This window comes from Aeromonas sp. (genome assembly GCF_050252055.1).
Lineage (GTDB): Bacteria > Pseudomonadota > Gammaproteobacteria > Enterobacterales > Aeromonadaceae > Aeromonas > Aeromonas caviae.
The window spans coordinates 71,782-96,997 of record NZ_JBFWLQ010000007.1 but is presented as its reverse complement, the minus strand read 5'-3'; the positions used below and the strand labels follow the sequence as shown (position 1 = coordinate 96,997).

The 25,216-nt window shown below is 64.7% G+C and carries 22 protein-coding genes; 14 read left to right on the top strand and 8 right to left on the bottom strand.

Annotated elements, in window-relative coordinates:
* Nucleotides 1-132: 132 nt before the first annotated feature.
* Both AB7E19_RS13840 and ypfJ read left to right on the top strand, forming a co-directional pair.
* Nucleotides 133-396, top strand: a complete 264-nt coding sequence (locus AB7E19_RS13840; RefSeq protein WP_039040440.1) for a hypothetical protein — start codon at nucleotides 133-135, stop codon at nucleotides 394-396.
* Nucleotides 397-470: 74 nt separating this feature from the next.
* The gene (ypfJ, locus tag AB7E19_RS13835; protein ID WP_261999905.1) at nucleotides 471-1,322 is read left to right on the top strand and encodes a KPN_02809 family neutral zinc metallopeptidase; all 852 of its coding nucleotides are present in this window, start codon (nucleotides 471-473) and stop codon (nucleotides 1,320-1,322) included.
* A 60-nt stretch (nucleotides 1,323-1,382) separates the two neighbouring features.
* Here the strand turns inward: ypfJ and AB7E19_RS13830 are convergent, their stop codons facing one another.
* Both AB7E19_RS13830 and AB7E19_RS13825 read right to left on the bottom strand, forming a co-directional pair.
* A complete protein-coding gene (locus AB7E19_RS13830; RefSeq protein WP_311697492.1) occupies nucleotides 1,383-1,727 on the bottom strand; it encodes an HAD family acid phosphatase in 345 nt (114 codons plus the stop codon).
* Entirely contained in the window at nucleotides 1,724-1,861 is a 138-nt protein-coding gene (locus tag AB7E19_RS13825; protein WP_223953987.1) for a hypothetical protein, read from the bottom strand. The genes AB7E19_RS13830 and AB7E19_RS13825 overlap by 4 nt, the downstream gene beginning before the upstream one ends.
* Before the next feature lie 164 nt (nucleotides 1,862-2,025).
* Here AB7E19_RS13825 and AB7E19_RS13820 point away from each other — a divergent pair, with 164 nt between their 5' ends.
* Genes AB7E19_RS13820 through AB7E19_RS13800 form a run of 5 tightly spaced genes read left to right on the top strand, consistent with a single transcriptional unit; the run spans nucleotide 2,026 to nucleotide 8,522 of the window.
* Nucleotides 2,026-3,246, top strand: coding sequence for a PAS domain-containing protein (locus tag AB7E19_RS13820; RefSeq protein WP_043154643.1), 1,221 nt, complete (start codon nucleotides 2,026-2,028; stop codon nucleotides 3,244-3,246).
* A gap of 17 nt (nucleotides 3,247-3,263) precedes the next feature.
* Nucleotides 3,264-3,638 carry an anti-anti-sigma regulatory factor gene (locus AB7E19_RS13815; protein WP_043154645.1) on the top strand — a complete coding sequence of 125 codons (375 nt, stop codon included), beginning with the start codon at nucleotides 3,264-3,266 and terminating at the stop codon, nucleotides 3,636-3,638.
* Between the two features lie 6 nt (nucleotides 3,639-3,644).
* Complete coding sequence (locus AB7E19_RS13810; protein ID WP_322131255.1) at nucleotides 3,645-4,715, top strand: ATP-binding SpoIIE family protein phosphatase; 1,071 nt, start codon at nucleotides 3,645-3,647, stop codon at nucleotides 4,713-4,715.
* Entirely contained in the window at nucleotides 4,716-7,382 is a 2,667-nt protein-coding gene (locus AB7E19_RS13805; protein WP_322131254.1) for a response regulator, read from the top strand.
* A 9-nt stretch (nucleotides 7,383-7,391) separates the two neighbouring features.
* Complete coding sequence (locus AB7E19_RS13800; RefSeq protein ID WP_043154351.1) at nucleotides 7,392-8,522, top strand: HD-GYP domain-containing protein; 1,131 nt, start codon at nucleotides 7,392-7,394, stop codon at nucleotides 8,520-8,522.
* Here AB7E19_RS13800 and AB7E19_RS13795 read toward each other — a convergent pair.
* Nucleotides 8,519-9,193, bottom strand: coding sequence for an ATP-binding domain-containing protein (locus AB7E19_RS13795; RefSeq protein ID WP_045522934.1), 675 nt, complete (start codon nucleotides 9,191-9,193; stop codon nucleotides 8,519-8,521). The genes AB7E19_RS13800 and AB7E19_RS13795 overlap by 4 nt on opposite strands.
* A 154-nt stretch (nucleotides 9,194-9,347) precedes the next feature.
* Here AB7E19_RS13795 and AB7E19_RS13790 point away from each other — a divergent pair, with 154 nt between their 5' ends.
* From AB7E19_RS13790 to AB7E19_RS13760, 7 genes are all read left to right on the top strand, one after another.
* Entirely contained in the window at nucleotides 9,348-10,664 is a 1,317-nt protein-coding gene (locus AB7E19_RS13790) for an MFS transporter (protein ID WP_039040437.1), read from the top strand.
* A gap of 120 nt (nucleotides 10,665-10,784) precedes the next feature.
* Nucleotides 10,785-11,507 (top strand): MarC family NAAT transporter, encoded by a 723-nt coding sequence (locus tag AB7E19_RS13785; protein WP_045522936.1) that lies wholly within the window; start codon nucleotides 10,785-10,787, stop codon nucleotides 11,505-11,507.
* 159 nt (nucleotides 11,508-11,666) lie between these two features.
* Entirely contained in the window at nucleotides 11,667-11,870 is a 204-nt protein-coding gene (locus tag AB7E19_RS13780; RefSeq protein WP_041212219.1) for a hypothetical protein, read from the top strand.
* A 266-nt stretch (nucleotides 11,871-12,136) separates the two neighbouring features.
* Complete coding sequence (murQ, locus tag AB7E19_RS13775; protein WP_223937745.1) at nucleotides 12,137-13,033, top strand: N-acetylmuramic acid 6-phosphate etherase; 897 nt, start codon at nucleotides 12,137-12,139, stop codon at nucleotides 13,031-13,033.
* A gap of 98 nt (nucleotides 13,034-13,131) precedes the next feature.
* Nucleotides 13,132-14,586: a PTS N-acetylmuramic acid transporter subunit IIBC gene (gene murP / locus AB7E19_RS13770; protein ID WP_322131253.1), complete on the top strand. Its 1,455-nt coding sequence runs from the start codon at nucleotides 13,132-13,134 to the stop codon at nucleotides 14,584-14,586.
* Nucleotides 14,587-14,688: 102 nt separating this feature from the next.
* Entirely contained in the window at nucleotides 14,689-15,762 is a 1,074-nt protein-coding gene (locus AB7E19_RS13765) for a porin (protein ID WP_151027566.1), read from the top strand.
* Nucleotides 15,763-15,809: 47 nt separating this feature from the next.
* Complete coding sequence (locus AB7E19_RS13760) at nucleotides 15,810-16,415, top strand: DUF2057 family protein (RefSeq protein WP_286700929.1); 606 nt, start codon at nucleotides 15,810-15,812, stop codon at nucleotides 16,413-16,415.
* A gap of 87 nt (nucleotides 16,416-16,502) precedes the next feature.
* Here AB7E19_RS13760 and AB7E19_RS13755 read toward each other — a convergent pair whose 3' ends face one another.
* The 5 genes from AB7E19_RS13755 to rng all read right to left on the bottom strand — a co-directional run bounded on the left by AB7E19_RS13755 (nucleotide 16,503) and on the right by rng (nucleotide 25,202).
* Nucleotides 16,503-17,363: an SIS domain-containing protein gene (locus tag AB7E19_RS13755; RefSeq protein WP_427935624.1), complete on the bottom strand. Its 861-nt coding sequence runs from the start codon at nucleotides 17,361-17,363 to the stop codon at nucleotides 16,503-16,505.
* 31 nt (nucleotides 17,364-17,394) lie between these two features.
* A complete protein-coding gene (tldD, locus tag AB7E19_RS13750) occupies nucleotides 17,395-18,843 on the bottom strand; it encodes a metalloprotease TldD (protein ID WP_427935622.1) in 1,449 nt (482 codons plus the stop codon).
* 57 nt (nucleotides 18,844-18,900) lie between these two features.
* Nucleotides 18,901-19,707 carry a carbon-nitrogen hydrolase family protein gene (locus AB7E19_RS13745; protein ID WP_043154366.1) on the bottom strand — a complete coding sequence of 269 codons (807 nt, stop codon included), beginning with the start codon at nucleotides 19,705-19,707 and terminating at the stop codon, nucleotides 18,901-18,903.
* 125 nt (nucleotides 19,708-19,832) lie between these two features.
* Complete coding sequence (locus AB7E19_RS13740; RefSeq protein ID WP_427935620.1) at nucleotides 19,833-23,732, bottom strand: YhdP family protein; 3,900 nt, start codon at nucleotides 23,730-23,732, stop codon at nucleotides 19,833-19,835.
* Nucleotides 23,733-25,202, bottom strand: a complete 1,470-nt coding sequence (gene rng / locus AB7E19_RS13735; RefSeq protein ID WP_010672637.1) for a ribonuclease G — start codon at nucleotides 25,200-25,202, stop codon at nucleotides 23,733-23,735. It abuts the gene before it with no gap.
* Between the last annotated feature and the right edge of the window lie 14 nt (nucleotides 25,203-25,216).

The following is a 25,216-nucleotide window of genomic DNA, read 5'->3' as shown; positions in this document are numbered from 1 at the left end:
TCGTTCGGCAGTAGAGAGTGTCCAAGACTGCTCCCGCCCCGCTTCCTTGGCAAGACCCGGAGGATATTTTCGCCCCCGGGAGCCGCGTCCCCGCTATACTGCCCACCCCATGGAACAGGCAGGAGAACGGCCATGACCGATACCCCCGAATTTTTTGATGAAGAGACACTGCTGGAGATGGTGGAGAACCAGCTCGCCGACGGCCATCCCCTCCAGGTGAAAGCCACCCTGATGCGCCTGGTGATGAAGGGCACCCCGCGGGAAGAGGCGCTGCAATACATCGCCTGCGCCCTGGGCGCCGAACTCATGGCCATGGAAGCCGAACAGGGCCCCTTCAACCTCGTCCGTTACGGCGAGTTCCTCGACAGCCTGCCCGAGATGCCCTGGGCCGAATGACCCGGGCCGATTAGGCAAGCCCCGGCGCCAGCCATTATCATTACCGCCACCACCAATGATGGGAGTATGGGGATATGCGCTGGCAAGATCGCCGTGAGAGCAACAATGTGGAAGACCGACGCCAGCAAGGCGGCAACGGGGGCGGCGGCCTGCCCATCGGTGGCAAGGGGCGTCTGATCCTGCTGGTGGTGGTCATGGTGGCGGGGTACTACGGCGTGGACCTCGGCCCCCTGCTGCAGGATCCTGCCCCGCAGAGCCAGCCCCAGCGTCAGAACTCGTCCCAGGCTGCAAACGATCCCCTCGCCCGCTTCACCTCGGTGATGCTCGCCTCCACGGAGGACGCCTGGGGTGAGATGTTCCAGCAAAGTGGCAACCACTATCAGGCCCCCAGACTGGTGCTCTATCGCGGTGCGACCCGCACCGGCTGCGGCCAGGGGCAGTCGGTGATGGGGCCCTTCTACTGTCCGGCCGACAGCACCGTCTACATCGATCTCTCCTTCTATCAGGACATGCGCGACAAGCTGGGGGCCGACGGCGACTTCGCCCAGGGCTATGTGATCGCCCACGAAGTGGGCCACCACGTGCAGAACCTGCTCGGCATCTCCACCAAGGTGCGCCAGCAGCAACAGGGGCTGAGCCAGGTCGCCCAGAACCGGTTGTCGGTCAAGCTCGAACTGCAGGCGGACTGCTTCGCCGGGGTCTGGGGCCACTACATGGAAAAAGAGCAGGTGCTGGAGCGTGGCGATCTGGAAGAGGCGCTCAATGCCGCCCAGGCCATCGGCGACGACAGGTTGCAGCAGCAAGGTCAGGGCCGGGTCGTTCCCGACAGCTTCACCCACGGCACCTCGGCCCAGCGCCTCGCCTGGTTCAAACGCGGTTTTGACAGCGGCAAGCCCGCCAGTTGCGACACCTTCGCCGCCCGCTAGACGCCCAAAAGAAGGGCCGGAACCTGACAGGATCCGGCCCTTTTGCCATGCATGGGAACCTCAGTACAGGGAGTTGACGATCACCTCCTCCTCCCATGCGCCAGCCAGCGGCAGGGGCAAGTAGGTGGAGTTGGCCGAACGGCCGGTGACGAAGTAGATGTGATCGCCGCGCGGGAAGTGCATGGCGATGAGCGCCTTGCCCACCTCTTTCGGCACGCTGAACGCGTCCCAGCCGTTGCTCATCTTCTCCCAGAAGGCCGGATTCTTCAGGTAGCTCTCACCATTGGGGGAGAACGCCTGCTTGCCGCGATAGCACCCCGGGCTGGAGAAGAGCAGGGTGTCGTCGATGTCGAAACCCACCGCCATCGGCAGCAGCCCATCCAGGCTCCTGGCAATCTGAGTCACCGACACCCAGTGAAAGGGGCCTGCTGGGCCAGGCTCACCGCAATGACACCGGCGGGGCTGGTCGGGATTTCGACTGCCACGGCGGGCAGGGTCAGGCTGGCGGCAACCAGGGCAAAGCGGGGCGATAAGGACATTAATCCCGATATAAGGTGTTCATGACGAACTCTCCAGGCCCAAGCCCCCCCTACCAGCAGGCTCTTTCGGCACTTCTTGTCCCCCGCTCTCGCCCCGGTGGGCTATAACTGCTGTACGCCTTCTAATGGCATTCAAATCAATTGCACCATTTACCGGAGATGCCATGGACGTGCACACCGCAGCTGCCCATTCGAATACTGTCACTCCCGCTTCATCCCAGGCCAGACTGGAGGCCGTCGACCAGCTGATGGCCCGGCTCGAGATCGCGCCAGACGGATTGATTCTGGATGCCAACCCCCGCTTTCTCGCCATCATGGGATACCAGCTGGCCGAGCTCAAGGGTCAGCACTACAGCATGCTGTTCCCCGCGGAGGCAGAAGAATCCGCCGACGAGGCCGCCCGTTGGCAGGCGCTGCGAACGGGGCAGGCACAGGAGGGAGAGTTTCGCCGCCGGGATCGGCAGGGGCGGGACATATGGCTGCGAGGCAGTTGCAGCCCCCTGCTGGACGAACAGGGCGCGCTGGTTCAGGTCATCGAATACACCATGGACCTGACCGAACAGAAGCAACTGAACGCCAACTTCGAGGGGCAGCTCAACGCCCTGAGCCGGGTCATGGGCAAGGTGGAGTTTTCACTGGATGGCATCATCCTCGATGCCAATGCCCGCTTCCTGGAGACAGTGGGCTATCAGCTGGAAGAGCTGAAGGGCCAGCACCACAGGCTGCTGGTCGATCCCGACTACGCCCAGTCGGCCGACTATCGCACCTTCTGGGAAACCCTGCGCCGCGGTGAATTCCTGGCGGGAGAGTTCTGCCGAATCGGCAAACAGGGTGAAGAGATCTGGATCCAGGGCTCCTACAACCCGGTGCTGGATCTCACCGGCAAGCCCAGCAAGATCGTCAAGTTTGCCACCGACATCACAGCCCAAGTAGAACAGCATCACCAGCTCAAGCGCGCCATGGAGGAGGCGGAAGAGGCCGCTAGGGTGCGCGAGGAGCTGCACAAGTCGCTGCAGGAGATGTCGACCCCGGTCACCCCCATCTGGGACGGGATCCTGCTGCTGCCGCTGGTGGGGATCATCGATTCCATGCGTACCGCCGACGTGATGAACAAATCGCTCACCAAGATTGCCGAGACCCGGGCCCGGGTCTTCGTACTGGACATCGCCGGAGTCGCCACCGTGGATACCGGCGTCGCCAACCAGCTGATCAAGATCACCAAGGCGACCCAGTTCATGGGGTGCGAGGCCATCATCTCCGGCGTCTCGCCGGCCATCGCCCGCACCATGGTGGAGCTGGGGGTCTCTGTCGGCGACATCCGCACCACGGCGACCCTGCGGGATGCCTTCGAGATCGCCCTCAAGCGGGTCGGATCCACCCTCTAGGCCTCTAGGAGAGATGCATGCTGCTCAACAATGATCTGGGCATCGCCGACGTGGCCGACTGCATCGTGGTCAGCATGCGCCCCGACCTTGGTGACGAGGGCATGCAGCAACTGATGCAGGCCCTCTCCCAGCGGCTGATGCTGGGCCGCCAGCACGCGGTACTGCTCGACTTCTCCGGGGTCATGCTGCTCGATCACCACGAATTCAGGCAGGTACGCAAACTGGCCGAGGTGTGCCGCCTGCTCGGTGCCGTCTGCCTGCTGGTGGGGCTGAATGCAGGGATCGCCGCCTTCCTGGCGCTAGCCGATGCAGAGCCCGGGCCGCTGCGCTGCTTTCTCGACATGGATGATGCCTTCGCCCATGTTCGCAGGACGCTCAAGGATGAGGAGTAGCGCATCATGCAGTTGGAACAGAGCCTTCAAGAAGCCAGCTACCCGCTGCGCCACGACATCGACCTGCACCTGACGGTGATGGCGGTACGCCGCCTCCCCTTCATCGCCAACCTGTCCGAGGTGGACCGTGCCATGCTCTCCACCGTGGTCTCCGAGCTTGGCAGCAACATTCTGAAATACGCCGAGCGGGGGGAGATCACCCTCACCCTCCACCATCCCAGCGGGCGTCCCTGCATCGACATCGTCGCCCGCGATCAGGGACCCGGCATTGGGGACGTGCATCAGGCCATGCAGGATCACTACAGCACCTCGGGCACCCTGGGGCTAGGCCTGCCCGGCGTGCGCCGCATGATGTCGGAACTCACCATCAGCACCCCGCCGGAAGGGGGAACTCTGGTGCAGGCCCGCAAGTGGCTGGGCGCGGCCCCTCTGGTATCCAGACCAGTCACTCCTCTCGCCTGCACAGGCCAGCTGCACGCCGGCCTGCAGCTGACATGGGCCAGCGAGACCCGCCCCTGCTATCCGGAACGGGTCTCCGGTGACCTGGCCTTCATCCGGCCGGGGCCGGAGGGGGTATCGCTGATCCTGATCGACGTGAGCGGCCACGGCGCCTCGGCCAACAAGCTGGTACAGGTGCTGGAGGCGGCGCTGCAGCAAACCCGCGAGCAGGAACCGGCCCGCCTGTTGCAACTGCTGCACCAACACTGCATCGGTACCCGGGGCGCCGCCGCCGGCGTGGCCCTGGTCAACGGCGAACGGGGTGAGCTGAGCTATGCCGGCATCGGCAATACCCGCATCTGCCTGCGCGGCCACGAGCCTTGGCGCGGCATCTCCCGCGACGGGGTGCTGGGAGAGCGCTTCCCCACCCCCTTGCTGCAGCGCCAGCCACTCGTCGCGGGGGACGTGGTGATGCTCTATTCGGACGGTATCAGCGAATCCCTCAACCTGCGCGACGGTGCGCTGGATCTGGCCGCCGAGCCCGCCCAGCTGGCACGCCAGGTGATCGCCCACAGTGGCCGCAGCACCGACGATGCCAGCTGCATCGTGCTGCGCGTGCTGGCAGGAAAGGAGGACTAGATGCGGCAACTGATCGGCGAAACCCTGCTGTCAGGCCCGGCGGCGGCACTCACCGCCCGGCGCAAGGTGATCCAGGTACTCACCTGCCTCGACGGAAGCCCCACCTTCGTGGCACCGCTGGCGGGCGCCACCTCCGAGCTGGTACGCCAGCTGGTGGCGAACACGGAGCCGCTGCAACTGCAGTTGTGGCTGGAGCCTAGCACACAGGAGTTGTGGCTCTCGCTCTCGGCTGACGCCCCCATCCCCCCCGAGCCGGACGGCCGCCATTCATGTGGCATCCGATTGGTCGCGCACGCGGACAACGCCATCGCCCTGGTCTACCGCCTGCCCCGCTGGCCCGATGAACTGCTGCTGCAACAGATGCAGCAGCAGTTCGCAGAACCGACCCGGGACGAGCTGTTTGCGGTGATGCAGGCCAAGAACCAGGAGCTGGAAGTGGCCTATGAGCTGGCGGAGGGCGCAACCCGGGCCAAGAGCGATTTTCTCGCCAACATGAGCCACGAGATCCGTACTCCCATGAACGCCATCCTCGGCATGTCCCATCTCGCCCTGCAGACCCGGCTCGATCCGCAGCAGTTCGACTATGTCAGCAAGATCCAGCGCTCGGCCCAGCATCTGCTCGGCATCATCAACGACATCCTCGACTTCTCCAAGATCGAGGCCGGCAAGCTGGATCTGGAGCGGATCGAATTCGATCTCGACCATGTACTGGAGAATCTGACCACCCTGGTGGGCGAAAAGGCGGAAGCCAAGGGCATAGAGTTGCTGTTCGAGGTCGACCACCAGCTCGACACCCTGCTCTATGGCGATCCCCTTCGCCTCGGCCAGATCCTGATCAACTACGCCAACAACGCGGTCAAGTTCACCGAGCAGGGGGAGATCCTGGTCAAGGTCAGCTGCCTGGAGAAACAGCCCCAGGAGGTGTTGCTGCACTGCTCGGTACAGGACACCGGGATCGGCATGAGCCAGGAGCAGCAGCAGCGGCTGTTCCAGTCATTCCAGCAGGCGGACAGCTCCACCACCCGCAAGTACGGCGGTACCGGCCTCGGCCTCGCCATCTCCCGCAAACTGGCGGAGCTGATGGGCGGCGAGGTGGGGGTACAGAGCGAACCAGGCCAGGGCAGCACCTTCTGGTTTACCGCCCGACTCGGTAGGGGCAGGCGCAGATCCCGCTATCTGCCGAGCCTGGATCTGCGCGGGCGCCGCATGCTGGTGGCCGACGACAGTGCCAGCGCCCGCACCATCATGGCCGCCCTGCTGCGCAGCATGAGCTTTGTGGTGGACACTGCCGAGTCGGGCCAGCAGGCACTGCAGATGATCGCTGGCGCCGAGCAGGAGGGACAGCCTTACGAAGTGGTATTGCTGGACTGGCACATGCCGGGGCTGGATGGCATCGAGACCGGTCGCCGCCTCATCGCCCGCGGCATGGGCCCGCGTCCCTATCGGGTCATGGTGACCGGCTACGGACGGGAAGAGGTCTTTCGCCAGGCCGATGCCGCCGGCTTTGATCGGGTGCTGGTCAAGCCCGTATGCGCCTCCGTGCTGTTCGATACCGTCATCGGCCTGTTTGGCCAGCAAACCAGTTCACTCACCTTCAAACCACCGCAGGTGACCCATCGCTACCGCTTCGACGGACTCAGGATCCTGCTGGCGGAAGACAACGAGCTCAATCAGCAAGTCGCGCTGGAGCTGCTGCGGGCGGTCGGTGCCGATGTCAGCATCGCCGGCAATGGTGCCATCGCGCTGGAGATGGTGGCCCAGACCCACTACGACCTGATCCTGATGGACATGCAGATGCCGGTGATGGATGGCCTGGCCGCCACCCGGCTGTTGCGCGAGCGGGAAGGCATCGGGCAACACACCCCGATCCTGGCGATGACGGCCAACGTCATGGCCGGTGACCGCGAACGCTGCCTCGCTGCCGGGATGGACGATCACATTGCCAAGCCCATCGACCCCGACAGGCTGTATGCGGCCCTGCAGCGCTGGGCAACCTCCTTCAGCCGCGAGGTCAACAGCACGCTCACTGCCTCACACGCATCACCCGCCACCGCCTTGCTGCCACAGCTGCAGGCGATCGGGCTCAACGCCGAGCCAGCCCTGCAACGATTGATGCATAACTGGGAGTGGTATCGGGATCTGCTGCAACGTTTCGCCCGCCAGGGGAGTCAGCCGATGGAAACCCTGCTGGCCGCCCTGCAGGCGAATGACCGGGAAGAAGCGCATCGACAGGCCCATACCCTCAAGGGCATAGCCGCAACGCTGGGGGCCGGGTCGCTGCAGGATGTCTCGGCCCGGCTGGAGAGCGCCCTCGCCCGGGGAGACGATGCCACCAGCCTGCTGCCGCTGGCCGAGCTGGGGCTGCAACAGCAGCAGCAACTGGCCGCCAGCCTGCTGACACTGCTGCCGGCCCCTGCCCCCCCCGGCTTGCCGGAGGCTACCCCCGCCGAGCTGGCCCCCCTGCTGCACCAGCTGACCGGGCTGCTGCTGGAAGACGATGCGGAAGCCTTCATCCTGTTCCAGCGCAATCAGGCCAGGCTCGCTCCCCTGCTGGGCGAGGCAGCACCGGCCATGCACGATGCCATGACCCGTTTTCGCTTCGCCGATGCCCTGGCATATCTGCAACAAGTCCGGGCCCTCAGACCCGATCTGTTCAACCAAGAGTGAGGCGCCATCATGCTCAACTTGCTGGATCCCGATACCAAACCCACCCTGCTGGTGGTCGATGACACACCGGAGAACCTCTCCCTGCTCAGCGCCCTGCTCAGCCCCCACTACCGGGTCAAGGTCGCCATCAGCGGCCAGCGGGCACTGGAGATCCTCTCGGCCGGCACCCGGGTGGATCTGATCCTGCTCGACGTGGTGATGCCCCAGATGGACGGCTATCAGGTGATGCAGGCGCTGCAGGAGATGCCGCAGGTGCGGGAGATCCCGGTGATCTTCCTGACCGCCAAGGTGGAGGAGAGTGCGGAGGCGCACGGCCTGGCGCTGGGGGCCGTCGACTACATCCACAAGCCGATCACCCCCGCCATCGTGCTGGCCCGGGTCAGAAACCACCTGGAGCTGAAAGCGGCGCGGGATCTGCTGCACGACCAGAACGCCTTTCTGGAGCAGGAGGTGGAGCGGCGCACCCGGGAGAACGAACTGATCCAGAACATCACCATCCACTCCCTCGCCTCTCTTGCCGAAACCCGCGACAACGAGACCGGCAACCATATCCTGCGCACCCAGCACTATGTGCGGCTGCTGGCGGAGACCCTCTGCGAGCATGCCCGCTTTCGTGCAGAGCTGACCCCCAAGACCATCGATCTGCTGTTCAAATCGGCCCCGCTGCACGACATCGGCAAGGTCGGCGTGCCAGACCGGATCCTGCTCAAGCCTGGCAAGCTGGATGCGGACGAGTTTGCCCAGATGAAGCACCACTCCATTCTCGGCAAGGAGGCCATCGTCCATGCCGAGGAAGCGTTGGGGGTAGAGGTGGAATTTCTGCGACTGGCCAAGGAGATCGCCTGCTACCACCACGAGAAGTGGGACGGCACCGGCTATCCCTATGGCCTGCACGGTGACGAGATCCCGCTCTCGGCCCGCTTGATGGCGCTGGCCGACGTGTACGACGCCCTCATCAGCAAGCGCTGCTACAAGGCTGCCATGTCCCACCAGGAGGTGGTGCCGATCATACTGGCGGGACGAGGCAATCACTTCGACCCCGACATCACGGACGCCTTTGCCCGCATCCACCAGCAGTTCCACGAGATCGCCCTGCGTTACAACGACGACAAGGGCGAGCGGGAGTCCAATCGCGACTAGGCGGTGGCGGGCAGCAGATCGGTGAAGACGAAGCCGTCCCGCAGCACCGTCTCCCCCACCCGGATGGGCAAGGGATGCAGGAACATGGGGCCGTCCCAGGCCAGGGTGTGGAACTCCCCGTTCTCGCCGCAGGGATCCACCCCGGCGGGCAGGGCAGCCAGCAAGGCCGGGCCGAATTCATGACCACCTAACCCGGCGTCCAGCTTGCCCGGATCCAGGGTACAGACCCTGGCCTTGAGCCCGGCGTCGATCATCGCCTGCGCCAGCTCGGTCGTGTCGCTGCCCCAGAGCGGGAAGAGCGGCGTGATGCCGGTCCCCGCCAGTTGCCGCTCCCGATAGGCGCGCACATCCTCAAGAAAGAGATCCCCGAACGCCATGTGGTAAATGTCCTTGGCCTGCACATCGGCGATGAAGCCCGTCATGATGCGCCCATACTCCTCGTTACTGCAGGGCCAGGGCAGGTCGATGGTGGTCAGCGGCAAGCCCACACACTCAGCCTGTGCCAGCAGCAACTGCTTGCGCACCCCGTGCATGGCCACCCGCTCGAACGCCTGGTTGAGGGTGGTGAACAGCCCCACCACCTCGATGGCCGGATCCTGGCGCAGGCGATGCAAGGCCCAGGCGCTGTCTTTTCCGCTGCTCCAGGAGAGCAGTACCTTTTTCTTCGTCATGATCTCTCCAGCTACTTGCAGCACCGTGCTGCAAGACAGTGTTGCGAATTGTGCGATTTACATTGCGGGACACAAAAGCATACCCTCGTGGGTGAGCGTATCCCCGCAGCACACCGGGGAGAATAACTAAAAAAACGATGGGAAACATAAGGATATGAGTAAAGTCAGCACATCGCACGACCACGGTCGCCCCCTCAATCGACAGGATTACAAAACCCTGAGCCTGGCAGCGCTGGGCGGCGCCCTCGAATTCTACGACTTCATCATCTTCGTCTTCTTCGCCGTGGTCATCGGCGAGCTCTTCTTCCCGGCCGACATTCCCGAGTGGCTGCGCCAGTTCCAGACCTTCGGCATCTTCGCCGCCGGCTACCTGGCCCGCCCCCTGGGGGGCATCATCATGGCCCACTTTGGCGATCTCATCGGCCGCAAGCGGATGTTCACCCTCAGCATCATCCTGATGGCCTTGCCGACCTTGCTGATCGGCCTGCTGCCCACCTACGCCGTGCTCGGCATCGCCGCCCCCCTCCTGCTACTGCTGCTGCGGATCCTGCAAGGGGCCGCCATCGGCGGGGAAGTCCCCGGAGCCTGGGTCTTCGTGGCCGAACACGTGCCCGCCCGCCGGGTCGGTGTCGCCTGCGGCACCCTCACCGCAGGGCTGACCGCCGGCATCCTGCTCGGCTCCCTGGTGGCCACCGCCATCAACCGTGGCATGAGCCCGGGCGATGTGAGCGACTGGGGCTGGCGTCTGGCCTTCGTGCTCGGCGGCGTGTTCGGCATCGTCGCCATGTACCTGCGCCGCTGGCTGCACGAGACTCCGGTCTTCGCCGAGATGCAGGCCAACAAGTCCCTGGCCGAGGAGCTGCCCCTCAAGACGGTGCTGCGTGAACACAAGGGCAGCGTCGTCGTCTCCATGCTGCTGACCTGGCTGCTCTCCGCCGGCATCGTGGTGGTGATCCTGATGACCCCGACCTATCTGCAGAAGGTGCACGGCATCAGCCCGGCCGATGCCCTGACCGCCAACTCCCTGGCCATCGTCGCCCTCACCCTGGGCTGCATCGTCTATGGTCGCCTGATCGATGCCATCGGCAGCGGCCCTACCTTCATCCTGGGCTCCCTGCTGCTGGCCGGCGCCACTTATACCTTCTACCACAGCCTGGCGGCGGGCACGGATCAGCTGGTGCCCCTCTACATGCTGGCGGGCTTTGCGGTGGGGATCGTCGGCGCCGTGCCCTACGTCATGGTCAATGCCTTCCCGCCGGTGGTGCGCTTCTCCGGGCTGTCGTTCTCCTACAACGTGGCCTACGCCATCTTCGGCGGCCTCACCCCCATGCTGGTCACCCTCTGGATGAAGGAGGACGTGCTGGCCCCCTCCCACTATGTGGTCAGCCTGGCCGCCCTCGGTTTCGTGCTCGGCATCTGGCTCTGGCTGCGCCAGCGCGGCCAACGCCAGGCCACCCCGCAGGCCGCCTGATCCTTCCCAAGCAAGCCCCGCACTGTCGGGGCTTGTTCTTTGCGGATATCATCGACCGGGTGGCGGTCCGCTGCGGACCTGCCAGCTCACCCCAATCCGTCCACCTGCCCGAGGTCCACTATGTTCTTCCAGGTCATCTTTCTCGCCTTGCTGGCCCTGCTGCCCATGGTCAACCCGCCCACCACGGCCACCCTGCTGCTGGGGCTGAGCAAGGGCATGTCCCGCGAGCACATTCGCCGCCAGATCAACATGGCCGCCCTCTATCTGTTCGCCACCCTGTGCGTCAGCTTCTTCATCGGATCCTCCATCCTGGATCTGTTCGGGATCTCCATTCCCGGCCTGCGCCTGGCCGGTGGCCTCATCATCGCCTTCATCGGCTTTCGCATGCTGTTCCCCTCGCCAAACCAGTCTGCCGGGGTCGAGGCCAACCAGAATATCGCCTTCGTGCCCCTGACCATGCCCAGCATGTGCGGACCCGGCACCATGGCGCTGGTGATCAGCGGCGCGGCCCAGATCGCCGAGCTGCCGGCCGAGGCCGATCGCGTCGTCATCTATGCCGCCATGGTCACCGCCTTCGCCCTGATGAGCCTGATCAGCTGGGGTGTGCTCAAGCTGGCAGATCCCGTGTGCAAGATCCTGGGTGCCACCGGCATCGACGCCATGACACGCATCATGGGTTTCCTGCTGGTGTGCATGGGTATGCAGTTCTGCATCAACGGCGTCAAGGAGGTGGCGCAGGATCCCGTCTTCCATGGTCAGGTGATGGAACAACCCGCTGCCGCCTTGCCGTCCCATGCCGGATCCACCGCCTTCGATCATCTCGCCGTGCCGCGCCAGCCCTGATTGAAAACGGTGTCATTTTTCGTGCAAATCCCTCCTGATCTTGCGCCTGATCATATTGCCTTCATCTTGATGGGGTAGTCTGGTTTTTGTACAGGCAGGGTTCAGAAGGTTGCCGCTAGCGTGGCATGTGCTGAGCCCATTACTTGAGGAGATATGCAAATGGAAAAGATGCTGACCGAGATTGGAAGCTACAGCCTGTTTCATGAGTATCTGAATGTGGTCGGTGCCGCCAGCCCCGCGCTGACCCGGATCAAGACAGGATGGGAGTTCAAGCGAAAGGATCGCCTGCTCGCCCAGATAAGGGTGGATGACCACGGCCACGCCCGCTTCTTCATCGACGCCCGCGCCATTTCGGTCAACTGACCCGAGTCCTTTCCCAGCCCCGGCGCCTGCCGGGGCTTTTTATTGGCTCTCCTTCAGCCTCTCCCCCCTCTAGTGCCATCGGCATCACCCCAGTCCCACCCAACCCTCTCCGTGCAGGAATTATCAGAACTTATAATTAGAAATAAATGGAATAATTAATTATGCGACATTGATCTCATCATCGAAATCAAAAATCGATGATCATGTTCATCATCGAGAGGGATGTTTTACGCCGGGAGTGGCGATGACCTTAAGCAGAGGAAACGATGACCATTGACCTATCAAGCATGATTACCGAGACCCGCAACCCGGCCAGCGTCGAAATCGACCAGCTGTCGACCCTGGAGATGCTGCGCGTCATCAATCAGGAGGATCAGCAGGTGGCGCTGGCGGTGGGCCAACTGCTGCCCGAAATCGCCCGGGCGGTCGATGCCATCGCGGCAGCCTTTGGCAAGGGTGGGCGCCTGGTCTATATCGGCGCCGGCACCTCGGGCCGGCTCGGCATCCTGGATGCCAGTGAATGCCCGCCCACCTATGGCGTCTCTGCCGAGCAGGTGATAGGCCTGATTGCTGGTGGCCACAAGGCCATCTTGCAGGCGGTCGAGAACGCCGAGGATGACGCAGAGCTCGGCGCCCAGGATCTGAAGAACATTCAGTTCTGCGCCAACGATGTGCTGGTGGGCATCGCCGCCAGCGGCAGAACCCCCTACGTACTGGGCGCCATGGCCCACGCCAGCGCGGTGGGTGCCACGGTCTGCAGCATCAGCTGCAACCCCGGCAGCCCGCTGGCCCGGGCCGCCGACATCAGCATGGTGGCGGTGGTCGGCCCCGAGATCGTCACCGGCTCCTCCCGCATGAAGGCGGGCACGGCGCAGAAGCTCATTCTCAACATGCTCTCCACCGGCGCCATGATCCGCACCGGCAAGGTCTACGGCAACCTGATGGTGGACGTGGAGGCGACCAACGCCAAGCTGGTGGAGCGGCAAAAACGCATCGTGATGGAGGCCACCGACTGCGATCGCACCACCGCAGAGCGGGCATTGGCCGAGGCGGACAACCACTGCAAGACCGCCATCGTGATGATCCTGGCTGGACTCACGGCCGATGAGGCCCGCCACCGCCTGCAAAGCAGCAACGGCTTCATCAGCCAGTGCACCCACTGATCGGCCAACCGCACATTGGCCAGGCCAGGGATGGCCATCACATAACGAGAACGGGGTGCCAGGCACCCTGCTGACACCACAGACTGACTGGGTTCTTTATGGCAAAAATAACTGACACCATGATCGGCCAGATCATCCAGGCCATCGGCGGCCGGGACAACATCACCCACTGCGGCCACTGCATGACCCGATTGAGGCTTAGCCTGGCGGACAGCCTGCATGCGGATCGCGATACCATCAAGGGCATCGCCGGCGTCATGGGGGTGATTGAGAGCGACAACCAGTTCCAGATCGTGCTGGGGCCGGGCAAGGCTCAGACCGCCTGCGAGCTGATGAACGGCATGCTGAGCGCAGGACTGGGGGCGCTGGAGGCTCCGGCTGCGGCCCCCACCGAGCTTGGCGACATCGCCTCGGCCAACAAGCAGGCACTCAAGCAGAAACAGAGCAGTGCGGCCCACCGCTTTCTGGCCAAGTTTGCCACCATTTTTACACCACTGATCCCCGGCTTTATCGCCGCGGGGCTGCTGCTCGGCTTTGCCACCCTGATCGAACAGACCCTGCTGCAGGACGGCGCAGCCACCAGCGGCATGCTGGTGGAGCTGGTCGGTTACATGAAACTGTTCAGCAAGGGATTGTTCAGCTTCCTCAGCATTCTCATCGGCTACAACGCCCAGAAAGCGTTCGGCGGCTCCGGGGTCAACGGTGCCATTCTGGCCTCCCTGTTTGTGATGGGCTATGACCCCCAAGCCACCAGCGGCATCTACTCAGGCATCACCGATTTCTTCGGCCACCACATTGATCCCCGTGGCAACATCATCGGGGTGCTGATCGCCTGCATCATCGGCGCCTCGGTGGAACGCCAGGTGCGTCGCTTCATGCCGGACAGCCTCGACATGATACTCACCTCCTGCATCACCTTGCTGATCATGGGGGCCGTCACCTTCGTCCTGATCATGCCCCTGGGGGTGCAGCTCTACAACGGCATGTCCTGGCTCTTCATCCACCTCAACGGCAACCCGTTCGGTACCGCCATCCTGGCCGGTTTGTTCCTCATCTCGGTGATGTTCGGCATTCACCAGGGGTTCGTGCCCGTTTACTTCGCACTGATGGATGCCCAGGGCTTCAACTCCCTGTTCCCCATCCTCGCGCTGGCAGGGGCCGGCCAGGTCGGCGCCGCCCTGGCGCTTTACAGTCGCGCAGCCAAGGACTCCCTGCTGCGCACCCAGGTCAAGGGCACCATCATCCCCGGCCTGCTCGGGGTCGGTGAGCCGCTCATCTACGGCGTCACCTTGCCGCGGGTCAAACCCTTCATCACCGCCTGCTGCGGCGGATCGCTGGGGGGGTTCGTGGTCGGTCTCATCTCCTGGATGGGCCTTCCGGTCGGCCTCAACACCGTGTTCGGCCCTTCCGGCATCGTCGCGCTGCCGCTGATGACCTCGGCCCAGGGGATCTTCCCCGGCATGATGGTCTATGGCCTCGGTCTGGCGGTTGCCTACTTCGGCGGTTACCTCTTCACCCTGCTCTTCGGCTGCAAGAACGTCGATCTGAGCTAACCCTCTCTCCTCTATCCAGCTGGCTATCTGGCCCCGAGCAATCGGGGTCACGGCTTCACTCACCCCGGCTCTGGCACAAGAGCCCACACAGGAAAGACAACAATGAAACAGTCCATGCTTGCCCTGGCCATTCCTGCCCTGTTTGCCGCCGGTACGGCGCAGGCCGCCGTCATCTACCAGGCCGATGACGGCTCCAACGTCGATCTCTACGGTCGCCTCGGCTTCAACGTCTCGGACAAGAAGAACGGCAACAGCCAGGGGGACTTCGACGGTCGCATCGGCTTTACCGCCCGCCAGACTGTCAACGAGCAGGTGGCCGTGATCGGCATGGCCCAGTACCAGGTCAATGCCGCCGAATACGCCAACAACGTGCAGAAGAACAGCAGCGACCTCACCGCCCGTTACGTCTGGGCCGGGATCGATGGCGGCGAGTGGGGCAAGGTGACCGGTGGCCGGGTCTCTTCCGGCCTCATCATGTTCACCGACATCGGCGACGTGTTTGCCGCCTCCGATGTCTCCATGGCGCGCCAGGCCAGCAAAGTGGACTCCACTGCGGTCCAGGTGTTCCGCCAGGACGGTACCCTGCAATACCAGAACACCCTCGGCAATCTGGATGTATCGCTAGCCTACATCCTCGGCAACGGCACCTCGGATCTCGACTACGGCTACAACGGCGCCCTGCGTTACACCTTCGACCTCGGCGCGGCGGGCAAGCTGGCACCGGTCATCGCCTACCAGCAGAGCAAGGCGGCCCAGACCGATGCCAGCAAGGTGGATCCCGACGCCGACCAGTACCGCTTCAGCGGCATCGGCGCCCGCTACACCCTGGGTTCGCTGATGCTGGGCGCCCTCTACGCGAAGGATCAGGTGAGCTATCGCAACGGCCGGGCAGAAAGTGAGGACAAGGTATGGGAACTGACCGCTGTCTACGACATCAGCCAGAAGTGGGCAGCCCGCGCAGGCTATCGTCACCTCGACAACGACGGGGGAGACGGCATGAGTCTGCGGGATACCACCCTGGAGCTGCAGTACAAGCTCACCCCGCGATCCTCCCTCTACAGCGCCTACGTGTTCCGTGATGGCGAGGATGGTCTGGCTGACAACACCATCACCAGCTTTGGCGGCAGCAGCAACAGCGAGAGCTTCTACCACCTCGGCCTGCGCTACGAGTTCTGATCCCCTGCCGGCCTCTGGCCGGCATTTTCTTTCTGCTGGAGCTCCCCATGATCCGCCTCCTGTTCCTCTTCATCCTGCTGCTGCCCATGACCCTGTCGGTCCAGGCCGCCCGGCTGGAGCTGGCAGACACCCTCGTCCTGCTGGCCTCATCCCGGGGCCAGGTCTCCCCCTTCGATCGAGCGCTCACCCTGCCCGCTGGCGACACCCGGCTGCTGGTACGTTTCGACAGCCCCCTCGACCCCGGCTCCACCAACGAGAGCCAGGGGCGCGTCCGCTCCGCCCCGCTGCTGCTGACCCTGACCCTGCCCGCCAGCGGCACCCTGAAACTGACCACTCCGCCGCTGGCCGACTCCCGGGCCATTCGCCACTTTGCCACCCACCCCAACCTGCGGCTTGAGACCCCCGAGGGTAGCCACCCCCTGTCGGCAACCACCCTCCCCCGCAGCCAGGACAGTCTAATGACGGATTATCAGGCGCTGCTGGCCCGTTACGACGGGTCAGCCAGCGCAGCCACCGCCCTGCCAGCCGTCACGCCCGTGCTGCCCGCAGCCACCCCGGGCGCCGTGCCCGTCGACCCCGAACTGCAACGGCGCTACCTCGCCGCCGACGAGGCCCAGCGCAAGGCCTTCCTGCGCTGGGCCCTTGCCCTCTAAGCCGGCACTGGCCCATAAAAAAACCACCCGCAGGCGGGTGGTTTTTCTCTTTCGGCAGGTCTCGGCGTCTGTTGCAGCCGGGCCGCTTCACTCCTTGTTGAGTCGGTCGATAGAGCCACGGGTGCCGTCGATCAGCGCCCAGGCCTCGTCACGGCGCTGCACCAGGCCGAGGAACAGGATATCGGTGATGGTGTTCTGGGCAGTACGCGACGAGATGGAGGAGATGCGCAGCTCGTTCTCGTCGGCCACGGTGTCCAGCACCATGTCGGCCATCTGCCGCAGAGGGGTGTTGCGAAACGAGGTGACCGCGATCAGGGTGGCGCCGTTGCGCTTGGCCAGCTCGGCCGCCGCCAGCACATCCCGGCTGGCGCCGGAATAGGAAACCACCAGCTGGACATCCCCCGGCCCCAGAGTCTGGGCGATGGAGATCTGTACGTGGCTGTCCTGGGCGAACAGGGTGGTGACCCCGATCTTGAGCAGCTTGTACCAGAGATCCTTGGCGGTCAGCGCCGAGCCGCCGATCCCCACCAGCTGGACCCGGCCAGCCTGGTTGATGACGTCCAGCACCTGCGCCAGGGTGGCGTTGTCGAGGGCCTGGGTGGTCTCTACGATGGAGTTGATCTTCTCCTGGGCCAGCTTCTTGGCCATGGTCTCCAGATCGTCGTCCCGGCCGATGCCGTTGTAGAGATCCCCCACGTTGTCGGTCTTGATGGCGTGCTTGCGCCCCAGATCCTCGCTCACCGCCAGCTTGAAGGCGGTGAAGCCCTTGAACCCGATCTTCTGGGTGAACTTCACTATGCTCGACTGGCTGACGTCAGCCTGCTGGGCCAACTCCTGGGAGGAGAAGTGGGTCACCTGCTCCGGGCAAGCCAGGATGTAATCGGCGATCTTGAGCTCGCTGGGGGAGAGCTGACTGCGGATATTGGAAATTTTTGACAGGGTAAGCATGGATTCTCTCTGCTGCTTGTTCTGCGGCCCCTTACTGGGTGCCGCCCACGGTGAGCTGATCCAGCTTGAGGGTGGGCTGGCCGACGCCGACCGGCACGCTCTGCCCCTCCTTGCCGCAGACCCCGACCCCGCGATCCAGCGCGAGATCACGGCCCACCATGGAAACCTGGCTCATCGCCGCGGGGCCGTTGCCGATCAGGGTCGCCCCCTTGATGGGCGCAGTGATCCTGCCATCCTCGATGAGGTAGGCCTCGGAGGCGGAGAAGACGAACTTGCCGGAGGTGATGTCCACCTGGCCGCCACCGAAGTTGGGGGCGTAAATGCCCTTCTTCACCGAGGCGATGATCTCCGCCGGATCGTACTGACCCGCCAGCATGTAGGTGTTGGTCATGCGCGGCATCGGCAGGGCGGCGTAGGATTCGCGGCGGCCGTTGCCGGTGAGCGGCACCCCCATCAGGCGGGCGTTCTGCTTGTCCTGCAGGTAACCCTTGAGAATGCCGTTCTCGATCAGCACGTTGTAACCCCCCGGCGTCCCCTCGTCGTCGATGGAGACGGAGCCGCGCCGACCCGGCAGGGTGCCGTCATCGACGATGGTGCAGTGTTTGGAAGCCACCTGCTCGCCGATGCGCCCGGCAAAGGCGGAGGAGCCCTTGCGGTTGAAGTCCCCCTCCAGACCGTGACCCACCGCCTCGTGCAGCAGCACACCGGGCCAGCCGGCACCGAGTACCACCGGCATGGTGCCGGCCGGGGCGTCGATGGCGTCGAGGTTCACCAGCGCCTGGCGCACCGCTTCGCGCACATAGCCAAACGCCCGGTTCTCCAGTCCGTCCAGCTCGAGGAAGTAGTCGTAGCCGAAGCGGCCACCACCACCGGCACTGCCGCGTTCGCGACGATCGCCCTTCTCGGCGATGACGGTCACCGAGAGGCGCACCAACGGACGCACGTCGGCGGCCAGGGTGCCGTCGGTGGCGGCCACCAGCACCTCTTCATAGACCCCGCAGATGGAGGCCATCACCTGATTGATGGCGGGATCCAGACTTCTGGCAAACTTGTCCATCTGCTCCAGCAGGGCGATCTTCTGCTGCTTGTCGAGGGTCTGCAGCGGATCCAGCGCCGGGTAGAGCAGGTTTGCTTCGGTGCGAGCCCACGCCTTCATCTTGCCCTGCGCACCGGCGGCCGCGATACCACGGGCGGCGGTCACCGACTGCTGCAGCGCCAGCAGGCTCAGCTCGTCAGAGTAGGCGAAGCCGGTCTTCTCGCCGCTGACGGCGCGCACCCCCACCCCCTGATCGATGTTGTAGCTGCCATCCTTGACGATGCCGTCCTCCAGCATCCAGGACTCGTGCCAGCTGCGCTGGAAATAGAGGTCGCCGAACTCCACCTGATGGCTCATCAGGCTGCCGAGCAGCTGCTGCAGTCGCCCTTCGTCGAGATCGTTCGGGGCCAACAGGGAGGCACTAACCTGGCTCAATAGACTCAAATCTTTCTCTCCACTCTCATGCGAGATGTCGTAACGGTTAAATCCACGGCCGCGGGCTCACAGCAGGCGGGCGTGTTGCAGCACCGGCATGGTGCGTTTCAATTCATCGACCAGGGCCCCATCCAGCGGCGCCAGCACAGTGCCCTGCCCCGACGCCCGACAGGCCAGCACCCGGCCCCAGGGGTCGATCACCATGCTGTGGCCCCATGTCTGGCGCCCCGTCTCGTGGGTGCCCCCCTGGTTGGCGGCCACCACGTAGCACTGGTTCTCGATGGCACGGGCCCGCAGCAGAGGCTCCCAGTGCGCCTCGCCGGTGACGGCGGTAAAGGCGGCAGGCACCAGCAGCACCCGGGCACCGGCCCGGGCCAACTGGCGGTACAGCTCGGGAAAGCGCAGATCATAACAGATAGAAAGGCCGAGGGGACCAAAGGGGGAGTCCACCAGCACAGGCTGATCACCCGGGCTGAAGGTCTCCGACTCCCGGTAACGGCCGTGATTGTCCGCCACGTCCACGTCGAACAGGTGGATCTTGTGGTAATGCCCCTTGAGCTCGCCGTCGGGATCAAACACCAGGGTACTGGTGTGGATGTGGTCGGCACCGGCGATGGCGGTGGGCATGGCCCCGGCCACCAGCCAGATGCCGTGGGATTTGGCCCAATCAGATAGTTGCTGCTGGATTGGGCCATTTCCCAATGGCTCTGCCCCGTCCAGATACCCCTGCCGCTCGCCAAAGAGGGCGAAGTTTTCCGGCAGCAGCACCAGCAAGGGGCGCTCCCCGGGCAGACTCGCCAGCTCGGCGGCGATCCGCTCCCGGTTATCCTGCCAGGTACGACCCGATATCAACTGCATGGCGGCTAGCCACATGACGCGCTCCTTCTGTTGGGCGAGCCGGTGACCGGTGACAGAAGGCCTTCTCGGCTCGCGGGGCAATATCTGCACTATGAGGGGTTTGGCGGCCGGGGGAAAGTCCCCCAGCCCGGCGCTGGCCCTCAGCGCTGACCCGAGCCCTGATGCTTGGGATCGAGCAGGAAGGGGGTGACCTCCTTGGCGGGCAGGCCGGGCGCCACCGCATCCACCGCATCCTTCTGGTGCTGGTTGAGCTTGATGCGGGCGCGATCCCGCCCCGCCTCCACCAGCCTGGGTGCGTCCAGCGGGCCGGAGACCCGAAAATCGATGCGGGTCACCACGTCCACCACGGGCTCCAGCAGCTTGGAGAGGGCCAGCACATAGAGCCCGGTGATGGGGGTCAGCGAGAAGGCCGCCACCACCGGCAGGGTACCCCCCAGGTTCGGGGAGAAGCTCAGATCAAAGTCGAGCCGCCAGCGCACCAGATCCGCGATGCCCTTGCCCCGCAGGTTGCCCGCGGCCCCCTTCATGTAGAAGTCGTTGTTCTCCACCACCCCCTGATTGACCTTGGCGGAGGCGGACATGGACTCGAAATAGAAGCCCTTGTCGAATACATCGCGAAAATCGAGGCGCAGCTTGCGCATCAGGGAGTCGAGGCTCAGCAGGGAGAGCAGCCGGGCCCCCTTGTCGTTGACCTCCCGCAGGGTGCCTCCCTCCAGCTGGTAGTCGGCACTGCCCGCCAGAGTCGGCAGGCTCAGGCGATAGGGCACGTCACGCCAGTTCAGATCCAGCGCCAGCTTGCCCGGGGCATCCCCGATGGGCGAGGTGTAGCCAAGCCGCTTGAGCAGCAGCTCGCTGTTGCGGGTCTCGAGGTTCACCCTGGCACGGGTCTGCATCTGGCTGCCACGGGCCAGCCACTCGGCGCTGCCGCGCAGGGTGCTGCCCGCCAGGCGCATCTCCAGCCCCTTGAGATCCAGCCGGTTGGCCCCGGGCAGCAGCTCCCCCTTCACCTCACCCAGGGGCAGCTCGCCGAAGCGGCAATCCACGCAACTGAAGGTGAGCCAGGGAATGGCATTCATGATGGCCCTGTCCTGGCGCTCATCGGGATCCGGGCTGAGATCGGTCCCCTTGCCGGACCAGTAGATGCGGGCAAACTTGGCATCGATGGGGCGCCCATCGGCCACCGGCACCCGCACCACCCCCATCACGTCGGGGCTGTCGATCATCACCTCGGTGGCCTGGTTCACCGGCCCCAGGGTGAAGTGCACCGCCTTGAGGCTGGCACTGCCGATGTCGGCACGGGCCAGCTGGCCATCTACCCACCACTCCTGGGGCAAGAAAGAGGGGCCCACCACCGCATTGTCACTCGGCGCCGAACCGGCCGGCAGCCACTGCTTGAGACGAGCCAGCCAGCCGGCCACGTCCGCCTGCTGCTGGTTGATGGCGAGCAGCATGGGCTTGTCCTGCATCACCCGCGCCCCGGGCTGGCCGATGTTGACCCGCACCCGGCTGAGGTAGGGGACGCCGTCGCCGTACACCAGGCGGCTCTGCATGTCGATGTCCGCCCCCAGCACGGCGCGGATGTCGGCGCTGCCATCCCGCCCACGGGCCGTCACCTTGAGGGGCAGCCGGGTACCCGCCGCCTTGGTCAGGGGCACAGGCAGATCCAGCCCCATGCCCTGCAGGTTGGAGTCCAGCGCCAGCTGGAAGCTGAACGCCTTGTTCTCGGGCAGGGTCAGCCCCAGGGTACCCGACCAGTTGCTGCGCCCCTGGAGCATCTCGAGGGCCGGTATGTCCCGGCGCTGGCGGCGGCTGTCCCACTGCCCCTGGAACTTGAGGTCGGCCTGATAGCCGTGGGGCAGTTGCCGCCCCTGATAATCCAGGGTCAGCGGCTGGTTCCACAGACTGGCCTTGAGGTTGTGAATGCGCGTCTGCTCGTTGTCATACTCGAGCGTCCCTGCGACCCCGTCGAGGGGCAGATCCAGGGAGGCGATCCTCACCTTGTTGTCCTTGAAGCTGGCTTCCCCGCTGGCCTTGACCTCCCCCTCGCCATCCAGCGGTATGTCGAGCTTCACCGTGCCCTTCATGGGGCCGCGGATCTCCACCTCCCGCAGCGCCTGACCGACGGATCCCCCCAGCGGTGAGTCCTGCAAATAGTCGCTGATGGCCTTGCCCTCGCCCTCAACCCTGGCATCCACGTAGAGGTGAGCCCCCGGATAGAGGTCCGGGATCCAGGCGTGCACCGAGTCGGAGCTGGCCTTGCCGAGCTGGGTGGCGCGGCTGTTCATGTCGAGGCTGGCGTTCTGGAACAGCAGATCGATCTGCAGGTCGGTCAGCGGCTGCCAGCCCGGGAAAAACTCGTAGGTGGCCTGTTGCAGCGGCACCGCCACCTGGAAGACGCCCTTGCCGTTGTCGTAGGGGAAGTCACGGAATTCGCCGTACCAGAGCAAGTCTGCACCCTTGGCCTTGCCCCCCTTGATGGCGCCGCTCAGGTAGCTCACCAGCCCCTCATCCATCACCGCCAGGGGGTAGTAGCGATCCGCATGGGCCGCGTTCTTGACGTCGATCCGCCCGGTCAGGGCGAGGAAGGGGTGCTCGAACAGCTCGAGGCGAAACCGGCTGGCGAGGCGCAGATCCGGGTTGTCCAGGGCAATGTCCTGGCCATAGAGCACCCAGCCTTGGGGCGCCCGCCACCAGTCGAGGGCCGCACTCAGGCTGTCCACCGGGATGGGTTCCTTGAAGTGGCGGGCCGGATCCACCTTGCCTTTGCCCAGGATCAGGCGGGCGCGTCCCCCGTTCGGGGTCAGCCAGAAGTCGCCGTCCAGCTTTTGCAGACCGGGCACATCGTGCCAGGCCCGGGTCTCGAAGCCGCGCAGTTGCCCCTGCACAGAGAGCCCCTGCCAGTCCCCGTCGGCCTGCAGGACCAGCTCCTGCAACTGGCCCCTTGGCCGGGTGCGCTTGAGGGTCTCGGTCAGCTCGGGATAGAGGCCGGAGACTAGCTGGCTCAGGTTGGCAATCTGGTCGAGATCGATGGCGGGTACATAACCCTGGATGCGCGAGCCGATGCGCTCGAGCTGCAGGCGGCTGTGCAGCCAGGTGGCGCCATCGAGCTTGAAGATGACGTCGTGGCTGGCGAGCTGCCACGCCTCGCCGTCCCGGCGCAGCTGGATCTTGCCCCCCTGCAGGTCGAGGCGATGCGGCTCTCCCTTGATCTCGTCCTTCCAGATCAGGTGGTTGTTGCCAAAGGCCAGCAGGGAGTTGCCGAGCCTGCCCTTCTCGAACTCGCTCCACAGCTGGAAGTCGAGCTGGCCGCTCACCGGCGGCGCGCCGGCGTGGATCCGGGCCAGCATGGGGCTGATGTCCAGCTCGCTGGCCCCCAGATAGAGCTGGCCCTTGAGGCGGTCGAGCCGCACCTCGGGGGCATCCACATCGATGATGAGGTCCAGGGTGCTCTCTCCCACCCCGTTGATGAGATAGGCCTTGCCGACCCCCTGATGCCGCTTGCCGCGGTTCTGCCAGCGCAACTGGGCGATGTCGAGGGCGCGCACCTCCCCCAGTGCCGTGGTGAGGCTCAGGCGAGTGTCGTGAATGTCGAAGGTGGAGAGCTGGGTCAGCAGGAAGCGCAGCAGGGCCTCCTGCTGGTTCGCGCTCTTCCCGCTGACGGGGGTGGCGGGCTGGGTCATGTCCAGCGCGATGTTGCCGTCGCTCAGGATCAACTGGCCAAACACCGGTCTGAGTTCGTTGAGGGAGCGCCAGAAGTCGAGGTGGGCCCACACCTTGCCAAGGCGCAGGGAGAAACGCCCCGAATCGGGGGCGATGGCCAGTCCTTCCAGCCCGATGGCCGGGCCGCGGGGAGTCCACTCCAGCCCGACGTGATCCACGCTCACCTCGAGCTGACTCTCCCCGAGCAGGGTCCCTATCACGGCCGCCCGGTGCTGGTTGAGCAAAGGGCCGCCCAGTCGTACCACGCTGACCAGAACGGCCAGCAGCACGAAGAAGACTCCGAGGGCCAACCAGCCCCGACTCAGCCAGCGATAGACCAATTACATCATCACCACATCGAACTGTTCCTGCCCACAGAGCGGCTCGGAGACCACCCTGACCTGCTTGCCGATGAAGACTTCCAGCTCCGCCAGACTGTGGGACTCTTCCCCCCGCAGGTAATCGGCCACCGAGGGGGCCGCATAGACGGTGAACTGATCCGCGTCGTAGGCGCGGTTGACCCGGATGATCTCCCGCAGGATCTCGAAGCAGACCGACTCCACCGTCTTGACCCGGCCGCGCCCCTTGCACTCGGGGCACTCGGCGCAGAGCACGTGCTCCAGGCTCTCCCGGGTGCGCTTGCGGGTCATCTCCACCAGCCCGAGCTGGGAGAAACCGTTGACGTTGGTCTTGGCCCTGTCCTTGGCCAGCGCCAGCTCCAGGCTGTGCAGCACCCGGCGACGGTGATCCTCGGACTGCATGTCGATGAAGTCGATGATGATGATGCCGCCGAGGTTGCGCAGGCGCAGGTGACGGGCGATGGCGGCGGTGGCCTCGACGTTGGTGTTGAAGATGGTCTCTTCCAGATTGCGATGGCCGACGAAGGCCCCGGTGTTGATGTCCACCGTGGTCATGGCTTCGGTCTGGTCGATGATGAGGTAGCCGCCGGATTTGAGCTCCACCTTGCGCTCCAGGGCCCGCTGGATCTCGTTCTCCACGTCGTAGAGATCGAAGATCGGCGACTCGCCGGTGTAGTACTCCAGCTTGTTGGCAAGCTCGGGCACGTACTCCTCGGTGAAGCGCTTGAGCTGATCGAAGCTCTGGCGCGAGTCGACCCGGATCTTGTCGAGCTCGGCACCGACGAAGTCACGCACCACCCTGAACGCCAGGCTGGGATCCTCGTAGAGGATCTTGCAGGGGGGGTACTTCTGCTTGCGCTCGAGGATCTTGCGCCACAGGCGCTTCAAGAAGGCGGCGTCCTGCTCCAGCTCCTGCTCCCCCACCCCTTCGGCGGCGGTGCGGATGATGTAGCCGCCCAGTTCGTCCACATAGCCGGCCACGGTGCGCTTGAGGCGCTCGCGCTCCGCCTCGGATTCGATGCGCTGGGAGACCCCCACGTGGGCACTGCCCGGCATGAAGACCAGATAACGGGATGGCAGGGTGATGTCGGTGGTGAGGCGGGCTCCCTTGGTACCGAGCGGGTCTTTGACCACCTGTACCATGATGTCCTGCCCCTGGCGCACCAGTTCGGCGATGTTGCCGGCCTGGAACTGCTCCTTCTCCTTGATCGCCACGCACTCGGTATGGGGGACGATGTCGGAGGCGTGCAGAAAGGCGGCCTTGTCCATGCCGATGTCGACGAAGGCGGCCTGCATGCCGGGCAGCACGCGGCTGATCTTGCCCTTGTAGATGTTGCCCACGATGCCGCGCTTGGCCTGACGCTCCACATGCACTTCCTGCAGCAGACCGTTCTCGACCAGGGCGACCCGGGTTTCGGAGGGGGTGACGTTTACCAGCAGTTCTACCGACATAAGTTACCTTGCCT